Source organism: Sinorhizobium sp. GQ132, from assembly GCF_059758575.1.
This window is the reverse complement of record NZ_JCAXDX010000030.1, coordinates 1-17606: the sequence shown is the minus strand read 5'-3', so window position 1 is coordinate 17606 and position 17606 is coordinate 1. Positions and strand designations below refer to the sequence as shown.

Annotated in this window: 21 protein-coding genes and 2 pseudogenes; 11 read left to right on the top strand and 12 right to left on the bottom strand. The window is 61.3% G+C overall.

The genetic code is table 11. The features are described 5' to 3' along the window. From AC6CIG_RS29380 to AC6CIG_RS29360, 5 genes and pseudogenes are all read right to left on the bottom strand, one after another. A pseudogene (locus AC6CIG_RS29380) lies at positions 1-303 on the bottom strand (copper oxidase); the annotation flags it as partial. Between the two features lie 14 nt (positions 304-317). After that, positions 318-1781, bottom strand: a complete 1464-nt coding sequence (locus AC6CIG_RS29375; protein ID WP_498324351.1) for a TolC family protein — start codon at positions 1779-1781, stop codon at positions 318-320. After that, positions 1778-2005, bottom strand: a complete 228-nt coding sequence (locus AC6CIG_RS29370; protein WP_498324350.1) for a hypothetical protein — start codon at positions 2003-2005, stop codon at positions 1778-1780. Before AC6CIG_RS29370 ends, AC6CIG_RS29375 begins: the two co-directional genes overlap by 4 nt. A 95-nt stretch (positions 2006-2100) precedes the next feature. Further along, positions 2101-2481 (bottom strand): hypothetical protein, encoded by a 381-nt coding sequence (locus AC6CIG_RS29365; RefSeq protein WP_498324349.1) that lies wholly within the window; start codon positions 2479-2481, stop codon positions 2101-2103. A gap of 193 nt (positions 2482-2674) precedes the next feature. Next, the gene (locus tag AC6CIG_RS29360; RefSeq protein WP_498324348.1) at positions 2675-3172 is read right to left on the bottom strand and encodes a DUF305 domain-containing protein; all 498 of its coding nucleotides are present in this window, start codon (positions 3170-3172) and stop codon (positions 2675-2677) included. Positions 3173-3812: 640 nt separating this feature from the next. Between AC6CIG_RS29360 and AC6CIG_RS29355 the strand changes: the two genes are divergently transcribed. Then, positions 3813-4241 carry a DUF305 domain-containing protein gene (locus AC6CIG_RS29355; protein ID WP_498324347.1) on the top strand — a complete coding sequence of 143 codons (429 nt, stop codon included), beginning with the start codon at positions 3813-3815 and terminating at the stop codon, positions 4239-4241. Between the two features lie 180 nt (positions 4242-4421). Beyond that, entirely contained in the window at positions 4422-5375 is a 954-nt protein-coding gene (locus AC6CIG_RS29350) for an acyltransferase family protein (RefSeq protein WP_498324346.1), read from the top strand. Positions 5376-5426: 51 nt separating this feature from the next. Here the strand turns inward: AC6CIG_RS29350 and cueR are convergent, their stop codons facing one another. From cueR to AC6CIG_RS29335, 3 genes are all read right to left on the bottom strand, one after another. Further along, positions 5427-5855: a Cu(I)-responsive transcriptional regulator gene (gene cueR / locus AC6CIG_RS29345; protein WP_498324345.1), complete on the bottom strand. Its 429-nt coding sequence runs from the start codon at positions 5853-5855 to the stop codon at positions 5427-5429. Between the two features lie 51 nt (positions 5856-5906). After that, positions 5907-8387: a heavy metal translocating P-type ATPase gene (locus tag AC6CIG_RS29340; RefSeq protein WP_498324344.1), complete on the bottom strand. Its 2481-nt coding sequence runs from the start codon at positions 8385-8387 to the stop codon at positions 5907-5909. An 88-nt stretch (positions 8388-8475) separates the two neighbouring features. Beyond that, on the bottom strand, positions 8476-9039 hold the full coding sequence (locus AC6CIG_RS29335; protein WP_498324343.1) for a Crp/Fnr family transcriptional regulator: 564 nt from the start codon (positions 9037-9039) through the stop codon (positions 8476-8478). A gap of 69 nt (positions 9040-9108) precedes the next feature. Between AC6CIG_RS29335 and AC6CIG_RS29330 the strand changes: the two genes are divergently transcribed. Further along, positions 9109-9627: a hypothetical protein gene (locus AC6CIG_RS29330; RefSeq protein WP_498324342.1), complete on the top strand. Its 519-nt coding sequence runs from the start codon at positions 9109-9111 to the stop codon at positions 9625-9627. A gap of 93 nt (positions 9628-9720) precedes the next feature. Here AC6CIG_RS29330 and AC6CIG_RS29325 read toward each other — a convergent pair whose 3' ends face one another. Further along, entirely contained in the window at positions 9721-9942 is a 222-nt protein-coding gene (locus AC6CIG_RS29325) for a heavy-metal-associated domain-containing protein (RefSeq protein ID WP_102763355.1), read from the bottom strand. A gap of 707 nt (positions 9943-10649) precedes the next feature. On the opposite strand from AC6CIG_RS29325, the gene AC6CIG_RS29320 reads away from it, so the two are divergent. From AC6CIG_RS29320 to AC6CIG_RS29310, 3 genes and pseudogenes are all read left to right on the top strand, one after another. Next, complete coding sequence (locus tag AC6CIG_RS29320) at positions 10650-10913, top strand: hypothetical protein (RefSeq protein WP_498324341.1); 264 nt, start codon at positions 10650-10652, stop codon at positions 10911-10913. Between the two features lie 89 nt (positions 10914-11002). Further along, on the top strand, positions 11003-11614 hold the full coding sequence (locus AC6CIG_RS29315; RefSeq protein WP_498324340.1) for a multicopper oxidase family protein: 612 nt from the start codon (positions 11003-11005) through the stop codon (positions 11612-11614). Then, positions 11575-11814, top strand: a pseudogene (locus tag AC6CIG_RS29310) (cupredoxin domain-containing protein); the annotation flags it as partial. The gene AC6CIG_RS29315 and the pseudogene AC6CIG_RS29310, both read left to right, overlap by 40 nt. A gap of 101 nt (positions 11815-11915) precedes the next feature. Here the strand turns inward: AC6CIG_RS29310 and AC6CIG_RS29305 are convergent. After that, positions 11916-12170 carry a hypothetical protein gene (locus tag AC6CIG_RS29305; protein ID WP_498324339.1) on the bottom strand — a complete coding sequence of 85 codons (255 nt, stop codon included), beginning with the start codon at positions 12168-12170 and terminating at the stop codon, positions 11916-11918. Here AC6CIG_RS29305 and AC6CIG_RS29300 point away from each other — a divergent pair. From AC6CIG_RS29300 to AC6CIG_RS29285, 4 genes are all read left to right on the top strand, one after another. Beyond that, entirely contained in the window at positions 12161-12454 is a 294-nt protein-coding gene (locus tag AC6CIG_RS29300) for a multicopper oxidase domain-containing protein (protein ID WP_498324338.1), read from the top strand. The two genes, AC6CIG_RS29305 and AC6CIG_RS29300, sit on opposite strands and share 10 nt — an antisense overlap. Before the next feature lie 24 nt (positions 12455-12478). Further along, positions 12479-12919: a DUF411 domain-containing protein gene (locus AC6CIG_RS29295; protein WP_498324337.1), complete on the top strand. Its 441-nt coding sequence runs from the start codon at positions 12479-12481 to the stop codon at positions 12917-12919. Between the two features lie 333 nt (positions 12920-13252). Then, entirely contained in the window at positions 13253-13960 is a 708-nt protein-coding gene (locus AC6CIG_RS29290; RefSeq protein WP_498324336.1) for an SCO family protein, read from the top strand. An 80-nt stretch (positions 13961-14040) separates the two neighbouring features. Beyond that, on the top strand, positions 14041-14514 hold the full coding sequence (locus tag AC6CIG_RS29285; RefSeq protein WP_498324335.1) for a c-type cytochrome: 474 nt from the start codon (positions 14041-14043) through the stop codon (positions 14512-14514). A 902-nt stretch (positions 14515-15416) separates the two neighbouring features. On the opposite strand, the gene AC6CIG_RS29280 is transcribed toward AC6CIG_RS29285, so the two are convergent. Continuing rightward, positions 15417-16028, bottom strand: a complete 612-nt coding sequence (locus tag AC6CIG_RS29280; RefSeq protein ID WP_498324334.1) for a class I SAM-dependent methyltransferase — start codon at positions 16026-16028, stop codon at positions 15417-15419. Positions 16029-16176: 148 nt separating this feature from the next. Further along, positions 16177-16965: a MauE/DoxX family redox-associated membrane protein gene (locus AC6CIG_RS29275; RefSeq protein WP_498324333.1), complete on the bottom strand. Its 789-nt coding sequence runs from the start codon at positions 16963-16965 to the stop codon at positions 16177-16179. Between the two features lie 54 nt (positions 16966-17019). On the opposite strand from AC6CIG_RS29275, the gene AC6CIG_RS29270 reads away from it, so the two are divergent. After that, a complete protein-coding gene (locus AC6CIG_RS29270; protein WP_498324332.1) occupies positions 17020-17424 on the top strand; it encodes a MerR family transcriptional regulator in 405 nt (134 codons plus the stop codon). Positions 17425-17606 lie beyond the last annotated feature (182 nt).

The following is a 17606-nucleotide window of genomic DNA, read 5'->3' as shown; positions in this document are numbered from 1 at the left end:
GCCGGGAGACTGGCCGTTATAGCCCCAGAGATAGGCGGTCATACCCTCGGCCATCTCGCGCTCGACCGGCTCGGCGACAAGGTGAAACTCCTTGACGCCGTTGTTCATCCGGTAGGGCAGGGTCCAGCCGTTAAGCGTGACTACGGGGTTGTAGTCGGGTCCGGAGGTGGGCTTTAGCGGCGGCTGCGTCTCTGCCGTCTCCATAACGGCGGCTTCTGGCAGCCCCATATTCGACGTCTTCGCCCAGGCGGCGGTCGATACCAGGGCGGCGCTCGCGCCGAGTAACTGTCTTCTGTTGAACATGGCCTGTTCCTTTCTCAGTGGCCGCCACCACCGCCCTCGGCGGCAGCCGCAACTTCCGTCTCGCCGGCGGCCGCACCCGCGCCACCACCGTAGATGGCGGGGGCGAGATTGGCCTCGGCCAGCCAGAAGTCGCGCTTGGCGTTGACGGCAAGCAAGTTCGCATTGACCTTCTCGCGGCTGTCGGCGAGCAGCTCGAAGGTGTTGGTGATCATGGCGTTGTAGGTGAGGAGGGATTCCTCCTCGATCTTGGTGCGCAGCGGCACGACGCTGTTTCGGTAATGCCGGGCAACATCGTAGTTGGCGCGGTACGCCTGATAGGCCGAGCGCGCTTCCGAGCGGACGTTGACGGCCTTTTCCGCGAGGAGGTTCGCCGCCCGCATATAGGCGAGCTCGGCCTTGCGCATGCGTGCCCTGCCGCTGTCGAAGATCGGAATGACGAATTCGAGTTCCGCCTGTCCGGTCGTTTCCCTCTTGATGTCGGCGTCCTCGAGTTCCCGCTCTGTCTCCAAGCCCGTAAGGAGTTCGAGGTCCGTGACGTAGCGCGTGGCTCCCGTCAGCTTGTAGGATTTCGCGGTCGCTTCGACGTCGAGCTTCGCCATCTGCAGATCGACGCGGCGATGCAATGCCTCCGCCTCGATCAGGTCCCGCTTCATTATCCCCTTCGGCAACTGCGGCAGGCGGTTCGGAACCTGATAGTCGATGCCCGAACCCCAGAGACCCATCAGCCGCGTCAGCTCCTCCTTGGCGAGCCTCGCCTCCAGCCGCGCCTTCGCAGACTGACCAGCCAACTCTGCAGAGAAAACATGCTCCCGCGCCTGACCTTCCTTGGTCAGCGCCCCGCTCTTGCCAAGCTCCTGGGCAAGCTCGGACGCTGCGTCGGCTGCCGCCTGCGCCTGGTTGAGCTGGGCCACTGTTTCCCAGGCGGCAACCGCATTGATCCAGGCGCGCCGTGTGTCCGAGGCAAGCTGCAGCGTGCGAAGCGCCGCATTCAACTGCGCCCTTCGAAATCCGGTGTCGGCGATGGCAATATTCCGGTCTCTCGTGGCAAGCGCGAGAATATTATTGGCAATCATGCCTTCGACCGACTTGAAGGCTTCGAGCCCCGGCGTGCCGATCCCGGTCAGGCCAACTGAGACCGTCGGGTTGACGAGCATCGTCGATTGCCAGGCATCAGCGGCAGAATCCCCCAAGTCGGCATAGGCGGCCTGCAGCCCCTTGTTGTTGAGGAGTGCCACCTGAACCGCCGTCTCAACGTCGATCGCTTTTTTCGCCATCAGCGTCTTCACGCGGTCGGATACGACACGTGCGTGCTGCTGGTTCTGTATCCAGACCGTCTGCTTTCCCACAGCCTCGGCCGTCTTGGCCTCGACCGAGGAGAAGCCGGCGTTCTTCGCTGCGTATTTGCTCGCGGCCACGCAGCCGCCGAGCACAAGCGGCAGGGCGAGGGCCGCAGCCAGTTTGAGAGTGGTTCTTATCATGACGCGTCTCCTTCCGGAGTCTGCGCGTCGTTCTGGTTGCGCCACGGCTGGGGATCGACCGGAACGCGGTGAGTGTAACCCGAAACTGGGCTCGTATATCTGACGGGGCGGACCTGAGCCTGGGAGGCGGCGAGGTCGCCAGAGGCAATGACATCGGGAGGCAATGTGGAGGCGCATCCGCTCGCGAAAAGCGGCAGGGCGGCCACGAAGAACAATGGTTTCATGGTATTATCCGAATAGGAAAATTGCAGCGGCGCACGAGAGCAAACCGGCTCGCGAACGCACGTTAGACCCGCGAGAAGAACGGGTGCGGTGCTATTCAGATGTTCGGTGGTCGGTGCAGCAGCGGCAGCTCGCCCGTGGTCCGGGCGTCGTCGACGAACTCGCGGATGGAGGCGACGCGAAGTCCACCGACGGGATTGGATTCAGCGACAATCGCCATGCTGACGCAAAAGCCCTTGCAGCAGTCGGTCTTCACAAGCTTCTGGGAGTCGTCCCGGGAGGATTTCTGATCGGCGTGCGTATGTCCGCCGCCCGCCACATCGTGATGATGGTCGTCGGACTGGGCAATTTCAGGGCTCGACCAAGCGCCGTGCATCGCGGCGGAGGCGGTCGGCAATGAGTACACCGTCAGCGACATGACAATCGCCAAGCGGAGCAGAACCAGCATCTTTCGCAATGTGATTCGAAACATACCCATGCCCGAGGACTACCATCGGTCCCGAAGTTGTCAATTGTCAGCCCGTATGAACACGCGATTCGCGTCCATTATATGGCGCCGGCCTTACCGTCGATCCGATGCTGGTTAAAGGTGTAATGGTTCCAACGATGGGAAGGTCAAGCGAGAAAATGACCGAACGCACGCTGTCGGCGAAGAGGTTTAGCGGGATGAATCAGCCGGAGCTGTTCAGTCTCCCTCTGATCGCCTTCATCAGCTCGATTTCCTGACGCTGCCCTTCAGAGATTTGTTTGCACAAGTTGGTGAGTTCCTCGTCCGTGAGGTTCGCTTCGCGGCACATCAGAATTGCACCTGAATGGTGCGGGATCATCGAGGCGATGAACTGGTCGTCGTCGATCAACGCCTGGGCGCGCGTTCCCGCAAACGCCAGAACAAAGAGAGCGGCCAGGCCGAGGTGAATCGCCACGTTCAGTCGTCTGTTCCCATACATTCCACCCATCGTCGCCAGCATGATGATTCCCATCGGAGCAACCATCGTCAGTGCCATGTAGAACATGTTGAGGTTGTTCCGAAAATCGGACCAGCCGTCGATCATCGAAAACATCACGATATACATGACGGCCAGGCTGAGCGCCATGTTGACGGCGAACATAAGGTAATGGTGAGCTGTCGTGTCCGGGTGTTGCATTGAGTGTTGGTCTTGCTCTTTCATGATGACGCTCCGCTTCGTAGACAGTTGCAGCGTATGAACTTGGGGATGCTGGAGCAACCGGCGGGCCGGTCGTTCGTTCCATCAAAAGCCGTACTGGGGTTGCGCCTCTGCAACCGAACCCAGCCTTGGGCAGTCGCACGTCGGCGCGGGCACGCGCCGCCTCTTGAGTCTGGGGCCTCGTGCCTGTCGATCTACTTGCGCCGGGAATCCGTATCCGGCGCGTAGTGGGCGCGGGAACTTTCATCTGGAAGGCTGGTTTGAGGATGGAAGGAATTGCGCCCCATGCGTGCTTTCAGGGCAGTCTCCCGGGTGATTGGAATTGCGGTGCTATGCTTCGTGGTTGTGAACCTGCATAGCGCTGCGGCGGCTGCCGCCTTCCATACCGATCGCCATTGCCCGTCTATTTCGGAGCCGGGCCAGGTTTCTCCCGGCAGCACCCATTCCGCGAGCTGCTGCATGACGGTGCAGTGCTGTCCAGTCTTGGTGGATTTGACGCTCGCGGCTCAAGTCGCCCCCTCGCTTCTCCAGACACCGTTTATGCGAGAAGCCAAACCGCTGTTGCTCGTGCGGGCGCTCTATCCGCCGCCAAAGCTCCGACTCTCCTGAACCAACCAACCTTCCAACCGAATAGGAGAACTCAATGAATACCGTGCTCAAGTTTGCGGTCGCAGCGGCGGCCGTCCCGACCATTGCTTTCGCAACGATGGAATCTGCCTCGGCTCAGATGGCAATGCCGGACGCATGCAAATCCGAGGCCCCGGCGAGTGGAGACATGCAAACGTCCGGCAGCGGCATGCCGCCAGGCGAGATGGCCGAACACCAGAAGGCGATGATGGAAGGGATGCGGGAAACGGAACCTGCCATGATGCAGGGGATGATGGCGAAGGACCCGGATGTCGCCTTCGTCTGCGGCATGATCGCCCACCACACGGCCGCTATCAACATGTCCGAGGTCGAGCTGAAATACGGCGACGATCAGGAGGCGAAGTCTATGGCCGAGAAGATCATCGACGCGCAGAAGAAGGAAATCGAGGAGATGACCAACTGGGTCAAGGAGCACGCCAACTGAGCCTCCAGTTCCTTTAATGGTGATGCGATGGATCGTCATCAAATCACCGGTGGTCAATAACTGCCTGGGGCTGATCAATGGCACTCGACGGCGATGAGCCCAGGTATTTCGGGCTGATAACGGGCTGTACGGAAACTTGCCGGACCTCTGCGCATTTCATCCCAATTGCCGACAACGCGTATGTTGGATATTGAACTAGATCGACGAGTAGACCTGAAATCCTTCTATCTCCGCCGCGCCTTCCGCATCTTCCCGGCGTTTTTCGTTGTCCTCGGCCTCTATGCCGTCTTCCCCGTCATTTGGGACGCTCCGACGATGCAATCCGTCTGGAGCTTCGCGACCTTCACGGTGAATTTCGACTTCGACCCCCGCGTCGGCCGACCCTTTTCGCAGGCATGGTCGCTTTGTGTCGAGGAGCATTTCTACCTGGTTCTACCGCTGCTCGTGTTGCTCCTGCATCGCCGGACTAGCATGGGGTCGACGCTTCTGATCGCAGGGGCGATGATGGCCGGGGGGATGATCCTCCGATACGCGATCTGGGACAGCCAGGTCGGCGTCCTCGTAGCGGCCGACAAGCTGAGGGATGCCTTCGCGGTATATCTCACGGACGTGTACTACCCGACTTACACCCGCCTGGACGGCCTCATGTTCGGCGTGATCCTCGCCGCGGCGAGATTTTTCAAACCGGAACTCTGCAAGCGATACGCGCCCCCGCGAGTCGCCTTGCCGATCGGCTTCGCCTTTGTCGCCGCCGCCCTTGTGCTGTTCTCGATCCGCGGACCGCTCGCGGGAACGAATCTCTTCCTCGTCTTTCAGGCGCAGCTCGGTTCAGTCGCCGGATTCCCGCTCATCTCGATCGGGATCGCTCTGATCCTCGGCGCTATGCTCGACATCGAGCATGTTCTGGGACGGTGGCCGCTTCCGAGTGCCGCGACCGTCGCCACCTTGTCCTACAGTCTGTATCTCACTCACAAATCGGTTTTCCACATCGACAGGCTTGTCTTTGGAAGAGAACCTTCAGGGCGCTTTCGGCTTCGCGGTTTACGTGGCGACCAGTTTCGCGGCCGCGACCGTGCTCTGGTTTTGTGTAGGAAGAACGTTCCTCCTACTCAGGGATCGTGCCTCTCTCCGTAATGCCCCCTGGCAAAGGGAGGCCCACCCCGATTCCCGCGCGTCATAGGACGCTCAGACCGAAACGCGCATTGACTCTCGGGCTCTTGGCATCGGCCACTTGGCGATCTCTTCGATGATCGGGCATTCCGGCCGATCATCCCCATGGCAGTGGCTGGCGAGGTGCTTCAGCGTCTTCGTCATTTCCTCGATCGCCGCAATCTTGCTCTCCAGTTCGGCAATGTGTTCCAGCGCCACCGCTTTGACATCCGCGCTGTTCCTGGACCGGTCGCCCCAAAGCGCAAGCAGTTCCTTGATCTGCTTGACCGAGAAGCCGAGATCGCGGGCGCGGCGCACGAACTGCAGCGTATGGACGTCTTTGTCGCCGTAGACCCGGTAGCTGGAAACGGTCCGAAGAGCAGGGCGGGTCAGCCCGATCTGTTCGTAGTAGCGGATCATTTTCGACGAGACGCCGCTCGCCTTGGAAAGTTCTCCGATGTTCATGTGTTCATCCTTTCAATTCGGGCCTCCGGCGAAGCCGGACCTTTGAGACTCTCAGGCGGGGTTGACGGATCGAAGCCGCAGGGCGTTGCCAAGAACGAACACGCTCGACATCGCCATCGCGGCGGCCGCGAGGATCGGCGAGAGCAGGGTGCCGTTCAGCGGGTAGAGAACGCCCGCGGCGACCGGAACCAAGCTGACGTTGTAGGCAAACGCCCAGAACAGGTTCTGCTTGATGTTGCGGATTGTGGCCTTGCTGAGCGCGATCGCCTTCGGCACACCGATCAAGTCGCCGGACATCAGAACCACGTCGGCGCTCTCGATTGCGATATCGGTGCCAGTGCCGACGGCGATGCCGACGTCGGCTTCAGTCAGCGCGGGCGCATCGTTGATCCCGTCGCCGATGAATGCGACGTTGCGTCCGCCCTCGCGCAGCCTCTTCACCGCGTCGACCTTGCCATCCGGCAGGACTTCGGCAACGACTTCGTCGATGCCAAGTTGCTTGGCAATGGCCTCGGCTGTGCGGCGGTTGTCTCCGGTGATCATCGCGACCTTGAGGCCGAGGTCATGCAGAGCCTTGATGGCTTGCGGCGTCGTGTCCTTGATCGGATCGGAGACCGCGATGATCGCCGCGAGCCGCCCGTCGATGGCCGCATAGAGCGGTGACTTCCCGCTCTTGCCAAGGCGTTCGGCCTCCGTGGCAAACAGGCTCACATCAATCCCGATCCCGCTGAACGCACGATCCGCGCCAACCAGTACAGGCAGGCCGGACACGGTTCCGCGAACACCGAAACCGGGTGTTGCTTCGAACTCGGTCGCAGGTACCAAGGCGATGCCCCTGGACTTTGCCGCCGACACGATTGCTTCCGCGATTGGATGCTCCGAAAGAGCTTCAAGGCTGGCGACGAAGGACAACACCTCGTCGGCTTTGAATCCGTCGGCCGGAACGATGTCCGTCAGCTCGGGACGTCCTTTCGTCAGGGTCCCGGTCTTGTCGAGCGCGATCACATCGGCCTCTCGCAGGCTCTGCAACGCCTCGCCCTTGCGGAAGAGGATGCCGAGCTCGGCAGCGCGTCCCGTGCCGACCATGATCGAAGTCGGGGTCGCGAGACCCATGGCGCAGGGGCAGGCGATTATCAAAACGGCGACGGCGTTGACGAGCGCGAAAGTCAGGGCGGGCGAGGGACCGAAGACGTACCAGGCGGCGAAGGTGAGGATGGCAGCCAGGATGACGGCGGGGACGAACCAGCCGGTCACCTTGTCGACCAGCGCCTGGATTGGCAGTTTCGAACCCTGTGCCGCCTCGACCATCTTGATGATCTGTGCGAGCAGGGTATCGCCGCCGACCTTCGTCGCCCTGAACGTGAACGAGCCGTTCTTGTTGATCGTTCCGCCGACGACCTCGCTTCCGGCAGCCTTCTGGACCGGCACAGGCTCGCCGGTGATCATGGATTCGTCGACATAGGAGCTGCCATCGAGAACCGTGCCGTCGACCGACACCTTCTCGCCGGGTCTGATCCTGATGACGTCGCCGACCACGACATCGCTGATCTGGATTTCGACGAATTCGTCGCCATGCTCAACGAAAGCGGTCTTCGGCTGCAAGCCCAGAAGCCGCTTGATCGCCTGGCTGGTGCGGCCCTTGGCGCGGGCTTCCAGAAATCGGCCGAGCAGGATCAGCGTGACGATGACCGCGGCCGCCTCGTAGTACACGTTTGCCGTCCCGGAGGGCAGAAGGCCGGATGCGAATGTTGCGACGACGGAGTAGCCCCAGGCGGCGGTGGTGCCAAGCACGACAAGGGAATTCATGTCCGGAGTCCAGCGCAGCAGGTTCGGAACGCCCTTCCGGAAAAACCGCAGGCCGGGTCCGAACAGGACAGCGGTGGCGAGCGCGAACTGGATATGGAGATTATGGCGCATGCCGATATTCTCCATGATCCATTCGTGTACGCCCGGCAGGAAGTGGGAGCCCATTTCGACGAGGAAGAGGGGCAGGGTCAGCAAGGCCGAGAAGATCACCAGGGCCTTGAGCTTGCGGATTTCCAGTTCCCGCCGGTCCTCCGGCTCAGCAGCCGCGCCGGAAGCCTTCGCCTTTCTGACGTCGTATCCCGCATTTCTGACGGCGGCTTCGATCGCGGCGACATCCACGCCCGAAACGAACCGGACGGTGGCCTTCTCGGTCGCCAGGTTGACGGAGGCGTCGGTGACACCGGGTACTGTCCTCAGCGCCTTCTCTACCCGGGACACACAGGAGGCGCAGGTCATGCCTTCGATGCCGAACTCCTGAGTGACGACCTTGGGTTCGTAGCCCGCCTTCTCGATAGCAAGAAGAACACCGTTCGTGTCCGGCGCTCCGGTGAATTGCACGGTTGCCCGCTCGGTGGCGAGATTGACGGTCGCGGAGGCGACGCCGGGCACTGCCGAGATGGCCTTCTCCACCCGGCGCACGCAGGAGGCGCAGGTCATTCCCTCGATGCCGAAGTCGCTCGAGGCCGGGACGGCAGTGGACTTTTCTATCTGTGTGAATGCAGTCATCGGAGCAATTCCCATTACAACTGCACTATCAGATAATCCTTCCAACAATGGTAAGGTCAAGGGGCAATTGTACCTTTGCTGCCGGGCTTCATCGCTGACGACGATCCTCCTGCGGGACCAGGTGCCGACGGCCGGACAGTTCCCGATAGAGCGCTTCGGGAGATACGCCGATTTCCTCTGCCAGCCTGCGCCATTCACCCTTGGGCGGAAGCTGCCCGTCGTTCCACGTCAGCCAAGCGTCAAGCCTGGCTCCCACGGTGCGCAACGACACGATTTCGGCTCGCTTCCTGGCGCTCTGAAGCTCGTGCGATAGGTGCCGTGTCCAAGCGCGGGCAAAGACAGGTTCGTTGTTCAGCAGGTCACGGACGACGCCGATAGGGACAACCAGAATGTCCGTCTGCGTCGCCGCCACGGCATCGCAGTGATAATGATCCGAAAACACAGAGGCCTCCGCTAGAATCGTAGGGCTCGCCGAACGCTGTAAGACGGCACGGCTTCCGTCCACGTGATAGCGCAGGAGGTTCACGCATCCCTCCGTTACGAGAAACAGCGCATGAACGGGGTCGCCTCGATGAAAGAGGTGCTCATTCTGTTCGAGCGACTTTTTTGCGACCGCTTTCGGCTGGAGATGGACGAGAATTTGATCCGACATGATAGCTATCATGTCCGGGACGACCAGCGTTTGGCAAGCTCGAGGCATCGAACTTGTGAACGGTGACTCATGAAAAAGCTGATCCCTGTGCTCGCAGTTTTGCTGTTTCCGATTACCGCCGCTGCGGAGGGCAAACACGTTCATTCTTCGCCCTATGCCGGACAGGAGCATCGCGACGTAAAAAGCCTATCGGCGGACGACATTGCCGCGCTGGAGATTGGAGAAGGTTGGGGCTTGGCGAAGGCCGCCGAGCTGAACGGAATGCCCGGGCCTTCACATGTGTTGGCGATGAAGACCGAGCTTCATCTGACTGGCGAACAGGAGGATAGAACGCGGAGCATTTTCCAGAGAATGCGCACCGAAGCGGTTGCGGAGGGCATGAGCTTGGTGGCCGGGGAACAGGCGCTCGAGATCGCTTTCCGCGAGCGCTCTATAGACCATGGTGGGTTGCGCGAACATCTCCGGCGCATCGAGGCGAGCAGCGCCAACCTCCGTTACATCCATCTGGCAGCACACCTGGAGATGCTGAAGATTCTGAGCGCAAGCCAGATCGACCGCTACAACGAGTTGCGCGGATATACTCGATAGAACAAGGCTGTCAGAGCCATTCCTTGCTTTCCGACTTTGTTGACCAAGAACACGCGCCGTTGCGACGGCGCGTGTTTGCGATCATCGCTGAATTCAGGCGACGTGGCTGCAGCAAGACTTCGCGAACGAAGCCTTGTAGCCAGCGTCCTCGATTGCGGCGACGAATGCTTCCGAGGCGGCCTGGGAGTCAATTGAAGCGGTCTTCGCCTCGAGATTGACCGCCACCTCTGCGTTGGGATCGACGGATTTGACGGCTTTTTCCACCGCGCTTACGCAGTGTCCGCAGGTCATTTCGGGTATATTCAGATGATGCATCGAGGTCTCCTCGTGGGTTTTGACACGATCCAATGTGGCGTTTCCAACGATGGTAAGGTCAATAGCCCGGTACAAAAAATAGCCTGCCGACAGCGCAACCAGCAAAAAAGGAGCCGTGGACCGCAAGCCCCGCATCAGCGGCGCGCCCGGAGCCATCGGTCCGGTCGAGGACCGAACCGCTTGAGAAAGCATATTGAATTGCCGATTTTTCTTTTCGAGACAGCGCATCCCGATGATCGGCGGCATGATCTCGTCGACGGTGCTGCCCTCGCCGTGATCCCGGCGATCCGCGGACTCGGGAAGGGCTTGCGGTTGCCGGCACGCACCGATCATTCCTCGACTGAGGTGGAACGGACACCGCTGATCGAGGCGGCCGAACGAAAGGAGCTGCCATGATGAACGATATGATGGGCGGCGGCATGATGTGGGGCATGGGAGGAATTGGCATCGTCGCGTTGCTTATGATCGTGCTCGTGCTTGCCGCCCTGATCAAATACGTGTTCTTCCGCTGAGTCGTCTGCCCGCGCCACGTAACGCAATGTTGACGCGCCAAGCCTCCGCATAAACGCATCCTGTCTTGTATTCCGGGAAGTTCGGCGCGATCCTCATGCATCATGAAGCACTGGTCAGTCCGACATCTAGCCCACTTGCTCCTCGCGGTCCTCCTGGCCGCGGGAATGGGCCTGTCGGTCACCCAGGCGAGCGGCATGGCCGCGAAGATGGCAACCATGTCCGACATGGCCATGTCGGACATGGGAGATTGCCAGGCTTGCCCCGATCAGACCGGCAACGGCGCGATGAAGGCGACGGGCTGCGGCAGTATGTGCGCCGCGCCCGTCTCATTGCTTCCAAGGGCAGCGGTCGTTCCAACCGTTGGCGATCCGGCTTCAGAGGAGTCCGTCGATCCGCTCCTCATTGGCAGGGCGCTGCAGCCGGACCCCGATCCACCACGAACCTCCGACATCGGCTGACGTCCGGCCGGCGCAAAGCGACCGAGCCGGCCAAGCGAGCGCATGGGCATTGCTCATGTGTTCCGTCACGGTGATCGGGAGGATCGAATGTGAATAGCGAACCCAACTGCCTTGTCTCGCGCCGGCGTCTGCTCCGGGCGGGCGCGGGTCTCGTGCTGGCGGCCGCGCTAACGCCGCCCTCGGCGCGGGCAGCGCCGCCGACCGAGTTTCGGCTCGCCGCCGCGCATGCCCGCACACGGCTGGCGGGGCCGGATCGGCCGGAAACGGATGTCTGGACCTACAACGGGAAGGTGCCAGGCTCAGTTGTACGCCTTCACCAGGGCGAGCCGGCGCGTCTGATTGTCGAGAACCGGTTGGACCAGGAGACCACCGTCCACTGGCACGGCATCAGGCTCCCCAACGCCATGGACGGGGTACCCGGATTGACGCAGCCGCCGATCAAGCCGGGAGAGAGCTTCGTCTACGCATTCACGCCGCCAGACGCCGGAACCTTTTGGTACCACCCGCACGCCAACAGCCTGGAACAGCTCGGCCGCGGTCTCGCAGGAGCCGTGATAATCAGGGAACGTGAATCGGTCGACCTCGACCGTGACCTCATCTGGCTACTTTGCGATTGGCGGTTGACCGACAGAGGCGAGATTGCATCCGCTTCGGCAACCGGATGGAAGCGGCGATGTCCGGCCGCGTCGGCAACACCGTGACCCTCAATGGCCGGGCTTCTGAGGCAGCAGAGCCTTTCCGGACCGGGGAGCGTGTCCGCCTGCGCCTCGTCAACACGTCGCTCGCCCGGATCATGGCACTTCGGTTCGAAGGTCATCGACCGACGGTAATCGCGATCGACGGCCAGCCCTGTGATCCGCACGAACCTGAGCATGGCCGTATCCTTCTCGGCCCGGCCATGCGCGTCGATATCGTGCTCGACCTCGAGGGCGAGCCGGGACGGCGATACGACGTCGTCGACGACTTCTATGACGGGCTTTCCTATCGCCTGACGCAGATCGCTTACGACAGCAGATCGCCGATCCGCGGGCGCTTCCTCGACGCCTCCATCGAACTGCCCCGCAACCCCTTGCCGGAGCCCGAGCTTGCATCGGCGGAGCGCCACACCCTGACGCTCCAGGGCGGCATGATGGGCATGGCCGGGACGGCGGGAATGGGCGGCATGATGGGTGGTGGCGGCAGTATGATGGGCATGGGCCGCGACGCGGTCTGGTCGATCAACGGCATTTCGATGGCCGGAGACGGCCATGCCGGCATGGAGCCCGCCCTTGCCTTCAAGCGGGGCCGCAGCGTCGTCCTGGAACTGCACAACGAGTCCGCCTGGTGGGCACCCAATGCACTTCCACGGACACAGCCTGCGGGTGCTCAGCCGCAACGGCAACCCCGTCCCGCACCGCCAGTGGCAGGACACCGTCCTGATGGCCCCGAAGGACGCCGTCGAGGTCGCCTTCGTCGCCGACAATCCCGGCGACTGGATGCTGCACTGCCATGTCATGGACCACCAGATGTCCGGCATGATGACCGTACTGCGGGTCGCCTGACCAAACAGAACAAGGAGAACCGAAATGACCCCTTCAATCCGCTTCGCCAGTCTCGCCTTTCTCATGGCCTTCGCCGCGCCGGCGCTTGCCGATCCGCTGCAGGCGACCCTCTACAAGAATCCGCAATGCGGCTGCTGCGAGGGCTATGCCGCGTATCTCCGGGAGAACGGCTTCAACGTCGACGTGAAGCCGACCAACGACCTTCTCGAGATCAGCCGAAAGGCGGGCGTGCCTGAAGACATGCAAGGCTGCCACACGATGCTCGTCGAGGGCTACGTGGTCGACGGGCACGTGCCGGTGAACGTGGTCCGCAAGCTGCTCAACGAGAAGCCCCCGATCGCCGGCATCACGTTACCTGGAATGCCGATGGGCTCGCCCGGAATGACAGGCACCAAGACCGAACCGTTTGTAATCTACACCGTGCCCAAGGACGGCAAGGCACCAGAGGTCTACGCTTCGGAATGACCAAGATGGACATCGACACAGCGGTGTCGGCCACCCGCTGCTGGCTGTTTCTGCTTAGATGCCGACCCTCGATCGGCTACAGGCGGCGCTCGGCGGCGCTAGCTTCGTAGTCGCCCAGTCCGTCGACCATCAGGGACCGGAGGCGGTGAAGGCGTTCTACTCGGAGATCGAGACGTCTGCGGTATGGTCGACGCTTGGGCCAGGCGCTCTCCGCCCTCGCGGCGACGGACTGCCCACTACGGTACTGGGACGCCCCGGACATGGTGGCGCTCCTGAGGTTGATCGCCGGGAGGCCGAAAGGCGTGACACCTCCGGAAACAAGGAGAATTCGCAATGATATATCCAGTGCGTACGCTGCGACTGGCACTACTCGCGGTCACCGCCATGTTCGTGTTGATCGCGCCAGCCGCACCGCACTCGCTCGAGGAGGTTGACCAGGACCTTCGCGACAAGGAGCAATATTTCCAGTCCGTGGACAGCGAAGCGCCTGGCTTCACGCTGCAGGATGCCGACGGCCTCGTGGCCAGCCTGGATACCCTGCGGGGCAAGGTCGTCGTACTGAATTTCGTCTACACCAACTGCCCGGACGTGTGTCCGCTGCACGCGGAACGGATCGCCGAGATTCAGAAGATGATCAACCAGACGCCGATGAAGGAGATGGTCGAGTTCGTCACCATCACCACGGACCCGAAGCACGACACCGCCGCTGTCCTCCGCGACTATGGCGAGGCGCACGGCCTCGATCCGACAAACTGGGTCTTCCTGACGTCCGCGCCAGATAGGCCCGAGGACTCGACCCGCAAGATCGCCGAGGCCTACGGACTCAAATTCACCGAAGGCGAGGGCGGCATGCAGATGCACGGCATCGTCACCCACGTTATCGACCAGGACAGTCGTCTTCGCGCCCGCTTCCACGGACTGCATTTCGAGCCCGTCAACCTGGTCGTCTTCGTCAACGCGCTGACAAACCGGACCCAGAAGCCGCACCCGCATCCGGAGCCGGGCTTCTGGGAGAAGCTGAAGGGATCGCTCCCATGGTAGCAGCGCGAGATCGTGAAAGATTAGACGATGCAGGCGGGACCAAGCGGCTGATCGTATCTACGCGGGAGAGCCAGGCGCGGATGTCGGCGAAGACAGTTCTCTTCTCAGTGCTGGCGATTGCCGCCGGCGGGATTGGAGTCATAGGGGCTTGGCCATGGCTGGCCGCTGGGATTGCCAACGGCGATGCCTCGGCCGAGGCCATCGCGCTCGGCGAGGCGCTCTACACCAGACATTGCGCCGCCTGCCATGGTGTCGACCTCGAAGGGCAGCACGACTGGAAAAGCCCGCTGCCTTCCGGACGGATGCCCGCGCCTCCGCACGACGCATCCGGCCACACCTGGCATCATTCAGACGGCATGCTCTTCCGCATCACCAAGGAAGGGTCGGCAGCGGTTGTCGGTGGTGGCTACCAAAGCAATATGCCCGGGTTCGCGAACGTCATGAGCGATGATGAAATCCGCGCCGTGATCGCCTTCATCAAAGACACATGGCCGGAACGAGAGCGCGAGTATCAAGCGGAGATGAGCCGCCGTGAGCTGGAAACAACTCAGTAATGGAGCCATGTGCCATTCGGGTCATCGTCGCGGTCGTGCCAGCCTTCGACATGAACGCCATCGGCTTCGCCCCCGACCTCAGGATGTAGCCATTTTCGATCCGATCAAGGCGAGAGCCGCCGTGCTTCGGTGGAATTCCCCAAGGGACTGTTAGCATGGGCGACGATCCTCGCGTCCTATAAAGTCATTGCCGTTAATTAGGATGGTTCCAGCACGGTTAATCAGGCGGCCAGCCCGATGGGCTGATCAAGGTCGCATGGTGGGACGCAGTCAGGCAGGCCCCGCCATAAGGACTCTGCTACGATGACTTAAAACCAGATGGAGAATTCCAAGAGCGGTAAGAAACGAAGCGCGGACCGGTCGGTTTGCCGAGATGTTTTGGACAACGAGGATTGGTCATGGACAGCTTCAGCCCGCAAATCGGTTATCCTCCGCAATCGCAGAGCCCGAGGCAGGGTTGGAATGCCGCGCGAACGTTGTCGAGCTTACTCTTAGGGATGATCGTTGGCGTATGCTTCCCATTGAAGGTGGCTGCGCATAACGCCCCTTCAGGATGGTCCTATCCATACCAGTGTTGTAGTGACCGGGATTGTCGGCCGGTCCATGGTGCCGCAATTGTCGAAGGACCGGACGGATATGTCGTCGAAGAGACAGGCGAGATCATCGGCTACAAGGATTCGCGACTGAAACCCTCTCCGGACGATGAATTTCATCTATGTTTGCGACCGGGTAACGTCCGCTCTCGCGCGATATGTCTGTTTGTGCCCCCGCGCTTTTTCTAGCACGGATGCGCCTTTCGCCTAGCGAGCGCTGTACATCGGGTCTCAAATTCAATCATGCGGCAGCTTGTACGCTGATGGTCGGCGCTTCGCAGGCAGCCGACGACACTCTGGCGGCGCGCATCACTCCGGACGGGCGCTGCCTTCGTACATGAACGTCATCGGTTTCGGTCCCTGCATGTATCCGGTCTCGACCCGCTCGAGCCGGAAGCCGCCGCATTCGATCATTGACCGGATCGGACGATTGAGATGACAGCCGCCGCTGATCCGCCGCCAGACAGGCGTGAGAGTATCCTGCCACCAGCGTACTCCGCGGTCGGGCGCAAGGCCGTGTTCAACAAACAGCAGTTTTCCGCCAGGTCTGAGTACGCGACGCATTTCCGTCAGCGCCGCGGCGGCATCAGGAATCGTGCATAGCGTCCAGGTCGTCACGACGGTGTCGACGCTCCTGTCATCGAGCGGTATGGCCTCGGCAGACGCGTCGATGAAGCTGACGGGCAAGTCGGGACGCGGGGTATCACGGGCCATCGCCACAAGACCCGCGGACGGCTCGAGCGCCAGAACTTCACCTACCGCAGGGCCGTAAAACGGGAGGTTCAAGCCAGAGCCGACGCCGATTTCCAGAACTCGCCCCTGCGCAGCGCCGATTACGCGCTCGCGATAGGGGCGCAGACGTTGGTTGCGCATCGAGAGATCGCATAGCTTCGGCAAGATCACGTCCCGATAGATGCCCATGGTCCTTCTCCCGCTAGGACTCTCCCTCAGATCGTGGTTTGTGGCAAACCGCTCCGGGGTAGGCGGAACGCATCGTCCTTGCCGAATGCGCCAGTACGCCACTCTCGACGACCCGCACGATCATCGGCCGCGTTTGCATCGAGCTGCTTTACATGGCGTGGGTTGGTATGAGCCCAATGCCTCCAGCGGCCATCCAGACTGCCATCGCGATCATCATCAGGTTCTCGGTCAGCGAGATGAAACCAAGGGGGACGTTGCTCGATCCGCCGACGCAGGCGCACTTCAATTCACGCTTGTCGATGTAAACCGCCTTGAAGACCGAAACAGCCCCCACCGTACCGATGAACATCGCGACTGGAACAGACAACCAGTTCAGAGCGCCTGCCACCATGAGCACGCCAGCCAGTCCCTCGGCATAGGGATAGATGTAGCTGTATGGAACCCAGCGCTTTGCCAGGAGGTCATAGTTCAGGAACATTGTCGCAAAGCTCTCGACGTTCTGGAGTTTCATCATCGCCAGAACCACCATCGAAAAGGCGATGAACCATTCGGCTGCGCGCAAGGTGAATGGAGTTCCGTTGACGGCATAGCTCGCCGCCATCGCCGTGAGTGCGGTCAGCGTGAACAGCACGATAACCGGCCGGTAGCTAGTCGCCTTCGGATCGGCAACGGGCTTTCCGAGAAAACGACGCAAGTCGTCGTAGCCGCCGACCCGCTTGCCATCGATGAAGACCTGAGGCGTCGTCGGCACGCCGTGCTGCGCCTTGAAAGCGTCCGTCTCCTCGCGGGTGGTCAGATGATGATCATCCACCTCGTAGCCTGACCGCTGCAGCAGGTCCTTCGCCTTCAACCCGTAGGGGCAGGTGTGCCTTGGCATCACCATCCGGTACAGGACGGCCTTCCTGGCGAGATTCTGCGGATTGGTCCTGTCCAACATTTTCACATCTCCTTGTTCTTGTGAAATCGTTGGCGGGACTATAAGTTCCGTAGCATGGTACAGAGTCAAGACCTTCAAGAACTGACGATCGGGAAACTTGCGGCGGCCGGAGGGGTGGGCGTTGAGACCATCCGTTTCTACCAGCGCAAGGGGCTGCTGGCGACGCCGAAGCGGTTAGCGGGCGTGCGCCGCTATGGAGGCGAAGACGTGCGCCGACTACGTTTCATCAAACAGGCGCAGGCGGCGGGTTTCACGCTTGAGGAGATCGGGCAGCTCCTGGCACTAGATGCCGGGCACAACCGCTCGGCCGCACGGGAACTGGCGAAGAAGAGACTTGAGCAGCTGGATGCCAGGCTCGCAGAGCTTAGTCGTGCTCGGGAAGCACTCCGCAAGCTGGTCTCTGAATGCGCAGAGGGCAAGACCGGGCCTTGCCCTATCCTGGTTTCCTTTGGAGTTTGAACTCGGATCAGGCCGGCCGCGGAGGGATTCGGTCCGATCGTCATGTTCCGCTTGTTCTACATTCGGGGAGCCCTCCGCAAATCCGGCTTGCGGAGTCCAAAGGTTGCGAAAGTATTCGGAGATCGTTAATTATCAACTGCTTAGTTCCATAATATGCGTTATCTGATTTTACAATGTAGCCG